1 protein-coding gene and 2 rRNA genes (1 of these 3 cut by a window edge) are annotated in these 5,000 nt (G+C 63.8%); all 3 read left to right on the forward strand.

The features are described 5' to 3' along the window. A 23S ribosomal RNA gene (locus AB5G72_RS04130) occupies positions 1–895 on the forward strand (it extends 2,201 nt beyond the left edge of the window). 91 nt (positions 896–986) lie between these two features. Beyond that, positions 987–1,103: ribosomal RNA gene (gene rrf, locus AB5G72_RS04135) — 5S ribosomal RNA — on the forward strand. Positions 1,104–3,105: 2,002 nt separating this feature from the next. After that, complete coding sequence (locus AB5G72_RS04140) at positions 3,106–4,620, forward strand: IS1634 family transposase (RefSeq protein WP_440221064.1); 1,515 nt, start codon at positions 3,106–3,108, stop codon at positions 4,618–4,620. The last annotated feature ends 380 nt before the right edge of the window (positions 4,621–5,000 follow it).

Raw genomic sequence — 5,000 nt, forward strand, 5'->3', positions numbered from 1 at the left:
CTCGGCGAAATTGCACTACGAGTAAAGATGCTCGTTACGCGCGGCAGGACGAAAAGACCCCGGGACCTTTACTATAGCTTGGTATTGGCGTTCGATTCGGTTTGTGTAGGATAGGTGGGAGACTGTGAAGCATGCACGCCAGTGTGTGTGGAGTCGTTGTTGAAATACCACTCTGATCGTATTGGACGTCTAACCTCGGCCCATGATCTGGGTTAGGGACAGTGCCTGGTGGGTAGTTTAACTGGGGCGGTTGCCTCCTAAAGAGTAACGGAGGCGCCCAAAGGTTCCCTCAGCCTGGATGGCAATCAGGTGTTGAGTGCAAGTGCACAAGGGAGCTTGACTGTGAGACTGACACGTCGAGCAGGGACGAAAGTCGGGACTAGTGATCCGGCACCGGCAAGTGGAAGCGGTGTCGCTCAACGGATAAAAGGTACCCCGGGGATAACAGGCTGATCTTCCCCAAGAGTCCATATCGACGGGATGGTTTGGCACCTCGATGTCGGCTCGTCGCATCCTGGGGCTGGAGTAGGTCCCAAGGGTTGGGCTGTTCGCCCATTAAAGCGGCACGCGAGCTGGGTTTAGAACGTCGTGAGACAGTTCGGTCTCTATCCGCCGCGCGCGTAAGAAACTTGAGGAAGGCTGTCCCTAGTACGAGAGGACCGGGACGGACGAACCTCTGGTGTGCCAGTTGTTCCACCAGGAGCATCGCTGGTTAGCTACGTTCGGAAGGGATAACCGCTGAAAGCATCTAAGCGGGAAGCCTGTTCCAAGATGAGGTTTCTCACCACCTTCGCGTGGTTAAGGCCCCCCACAGACCATGGGGTTGATAGGCCGGAACTGGAAGCGCAGCAATGCGTGCAGGTGACCGGTACTAATCGGCCGAGGGCTTACACACAAACAGCCCCTAAAGAATCGCAACGCGTCCACTGTGCAGTATCTGAAACAACACACCCACGCAAAAACACGTGGGCCTTGTTTCACAGAGTTACGGCGGCCATAGCGGCAGGGAAACGCCCGGTCCCATTCCGAACCCGGAAGCTAAGCCTGCCAGCGCCGATGGTACTGCACTCGTGAGGGTGTGGGAGAGTAGGTCACCGCCGAACACAACTTCACACGAGAGCCCCGAATCACCCACACAGGTGACTCGGGGCTCTCGTCATTCCACCCACAACACCCCGACCACCAGCCCGGCCCTCACCCCACCCGACCGCCGGCAGCACCCATCACCCGACGCGCCAACAACGAACCCCGCAACTGCTCCACACCCACCACCTCACCACCGGGACCCGACAACGGCACCCGCCAATTCGGATACTCATCCGACGTCCCCGGAACATTCACCGGCCGCCACTAATCGCCGGATGCAGGGGTTCGTCTCCAACTGGCCGTGCGGTCGAAGAACGGACACTGTCCTGGCCTCCGAGCGACGCCTCAGAGATCGTGTTCATTTCCCGCGGTTGCTCTACTACCGGAGGCGTCTGAACGACTATTCGTGCTTAATGCCCGCCAAGGCTGGGCGCTTTTCGGTTCGTCGCACCGTCGGCTGGCGAGGATCCGGCCGTAGGCAGTTGTTCCATGCAGAGGTGGCCCGGGGCACCAGAGGGCGTCGGCGAGGTCGCTACTTATCGATCGAGCGTGGCGCCTCGCCGGACCGGGGGCCCTGACGACACTCCCTCGTGAACCCCGATCGGGGAGATTTGCTCAGAGAACCATGGATCGGAAGCGTCCGCGACTCCGAGATCGAGGGGATCCGATCGGCGCGGAGGGACAACGGTGTTCCTTTTCCCGAACGCCCCACTGGACATGGGATGGGGAAGTCGGCGGACAGTGGTGCGTTGCTCGAGCCCCTGCTCGATGCCGGGCTGGACGGGAGCGCAGGGACCGCTTTCGTGGATGTAGATTCCGCCGGGACTGATGTTGGCGCCGCCTCTATCTTCGAGTCCCTCTCCGCCACCAGAAGGGCGCCCGCCGAGCCGATCTCGGGCGGCAGCGTGACGGTGCCCTCGCCCTCGGCACAGAACGCGGACTCATGATCAGCGGTCGGTGACGGCGGGCTGAACCCCGGGACGCGCGTGGGATCGTCATTGCAGGATCGGACGAAGGCAGTCGCCGGTCCACATTTCAGCACCGAGGACGGCGAGCTCACCGGGCTAGCAATCGCATCGCACGGGGGCTGTCTCGGCCGAATCGAGGTCCAGTTCGAGGGCCATGGCGATGGTACGTGCGTATCAGCCGTGTTCCTGAGACTGACAAGCCCATTTGGCCCCGCTGTGCTGTTTTGATTTGGCCCCACCCTTGTGATGGGTTGGGGGTGGGTGTGCCGGTGGTCGGCGTCCCGGTCGCGGCTCCCATTCAGATCGGGGGACTACGGGGCCGACGAGACGGGTGACCCGGATCCCGGTGACCGCGGATCGTTCTCGCCCGACGGCATCATCGGCGCCAGCGTCATGAATGAGCGCAGCGCGGTCCATGATCACGACCGGTCGGATGAACGGTCGCAGTGCAGACCACCTCGCGGTGCAACCGACACCGCGGAGAATCCTGGTTTCTCTCAGATCCCTACGTCTATCGGCGTGGCAAGTGCTCGGACGAATGCCTGCACGCTCTCGAGTCGGGCCTCCCAGGAGTCGTCGTCGCTCGTCATCGACGATGTCGGCCATACCCGTTCGACAGACGGCCGACCAGCTCTGCTTCGAGCGAGACGCCGGCACCCCGATCGAGTACCTCCCGCATGCCCGACCAGGTCGGCCGGTGCAACGAAACGGCGCTGGCAGCTCGAGGCCCACCGTCACGAGCGAAGGTCGAACCCCGCCGCCTCGAAGAGGGCGCAGTGCGACTGGGGACACAGCGCCGCCGAGACGGTCTCGCCGGTCGCGGATATCGAACTTCGTCCACCATGCCGAGATCCGACCGCTCGGCGAACACTCCCACCCGGGCGGGAGGTGTCGCGACACCACGACCGCACAGACCCGCGACCAGTGGGGGTGGGGTCAGTCCTGAGTTGGACCTCTTGATGGGTTCTGGGGGCCACCGGCGATCATCGTTGCTGGTCAGCGGAATTCGGGTCAGAGATTCGGGGCACTAGCCGGGCTGTAGGTTGTGGGTGTGAGCCCGTTCGTGCGGAAGGTGAAAACGTCGTCGGGAGCGACGGCTGTGCAGATCGTGGAGAAGATACGCGGCCAGCGGAAGATCTTGGAGCACATCGGATCCGCGCACACCGAAAGCGAGCTGGCGGCGTTGATCGCCGTGGCCAGGGGCAAGATCCACGCTGGTCAGCAGCCCCTGGACCTGGGCTTGGAGCCGGAAGCGCAGGTCCGTTCCGGCGGGGAGGCGGTAGTGCGCCGACACTCCAGTGAACTGCTGTGGCAGACGTTGACTAGCACCTTCAACGCACTCGGCTTCGATGCCGTGGCCGATGAGACGTTCAAAACGCTTGTGTGCGCCCGGCTGGTCGAGCCGACCAGCAAACTTGATACACCCCGTGTCCTGGACGACATCGGCGTCGATGCTCCACACCTGTCGAGCATCAAGAGGGCGCTTGCTCGCTGCGTCGAACGCGACTATCGCACCGTGCTGGCGACCGCGTGCTGGGAACACGTCACCGCCGCCGGCGGCCCGGGCGCTGCCCTGGTGTTGTACGACCTGACCACGCTGTACTTCGAGGCCGAGAAGGAAGACGGCCTACGCAAGGTCGGCATGAGCAAGGAACGCCGCGTCGACCCGCAGATCACCGTGGGCCTGCTGGTCGCCCGGGACGGGTTCCCGCTGGATATCCACGTGTTCGAGGGCAACAAGGCCGAGACCAAGACCCTCATCCCGGTCATCACCGCCTTCCAGCAGCGCCACCAGGTGAGCGACATGGTCGTCGTCGCCGATGCGGGCATGCTCTCGGCGGCGAACCTCAACGCCCTGGAGGATGCCGGGCTGTCGTTCATCGTCGCCTCCCGCACCTCGAAGGCGCCGAAGGAACTCGAGGACCACTTCGGCCGGCGTGGCAACGCCATCGACGACGGCGAGGTCGTGGAACTGACTCGCCCGATGGGCCAAGGCCGGGATCAGCGCGACCGCAGGGTGGTGTGGCACTACAAGTGGCAACGTGCTCAGCGGGATCGCCGCACGCTCAACGCGCAGATCGACCGCGCCCAAAGGGTTGCTGACCGGGCGGAGCCGCTCAAGAAGCAGCGGTTCGTGAAGGTCACCGGCCAAACCGTCGCACTGGACGAGGCGGCGGTCGAGCGGGCCCGCCAGTCGGCCGGCTACAAGGGCTACGTCACCAACATCGACCCGAAGATCATGGATGGCCACGCCGTCGTAGCCGCCTATCACGATTTGTGGAAGGTCGAGCAGTCGTTCCGAATGGCCAAGTCGGATCTGAAAGCACGGCCGATCTTTCACCGCACCCGCGACTCGATAGAAGCACACCTGACCATCGTCTTCGCGGCCCTCGCGATCGCCCGTCACCTGCAGAATTGCACCGGCATGTCGATCAAGAAGATCGTGCGGATCCTGCGTCGGATCCATACCGTCGTCATCGACGTCGACGGACACGAGCTCACCGCCCGCACTCCGCTGGACGACGACGCCCAAGCCATCACCAGCGTCATCTCAGCGGGGCACTAAGGAGGTCCAACTCAGGTCAGTAGCCGCCCGCTATGTAGGTGGCGTTACGCGTCCGCCTTTGACACCCCGTCCCGAGCGGGGGGGGCGGGCGCCACGGATTACACCGGTTCCCGATTGGGACTCCTCCTTGGGCGCGGGGCCCAGTGTGGTCATCTCGGCTGGCTTGTTCACCTAGCGAGGCCGTTCCGACGAGAGCCCTCCAGCATCCACGCAGCAGGACGACGGTGAAGGGCCCGTTGGAAGGGGCCAGCATCGCCCCTCCGCCGACCGAGCCGTATTCCACCGGGCGGGCTGGGTTCTCTAGAAACCGCCGGCCACCGCCCGGCCGGGCGTACATCGTGATATCCGCAGGGCAGGCGACACGCCGATGGACTCGGCGG

This window comes from Dietzia sp. MNB45 (assembly GCF_051994785.1).
GTDB classification, from domain to species: Bacteria; Actinomycetota; Actinomycetes; order Mycobacteriales; family Mycobacteriaceae; genus Dietzia; species Dietzia kunjamensis.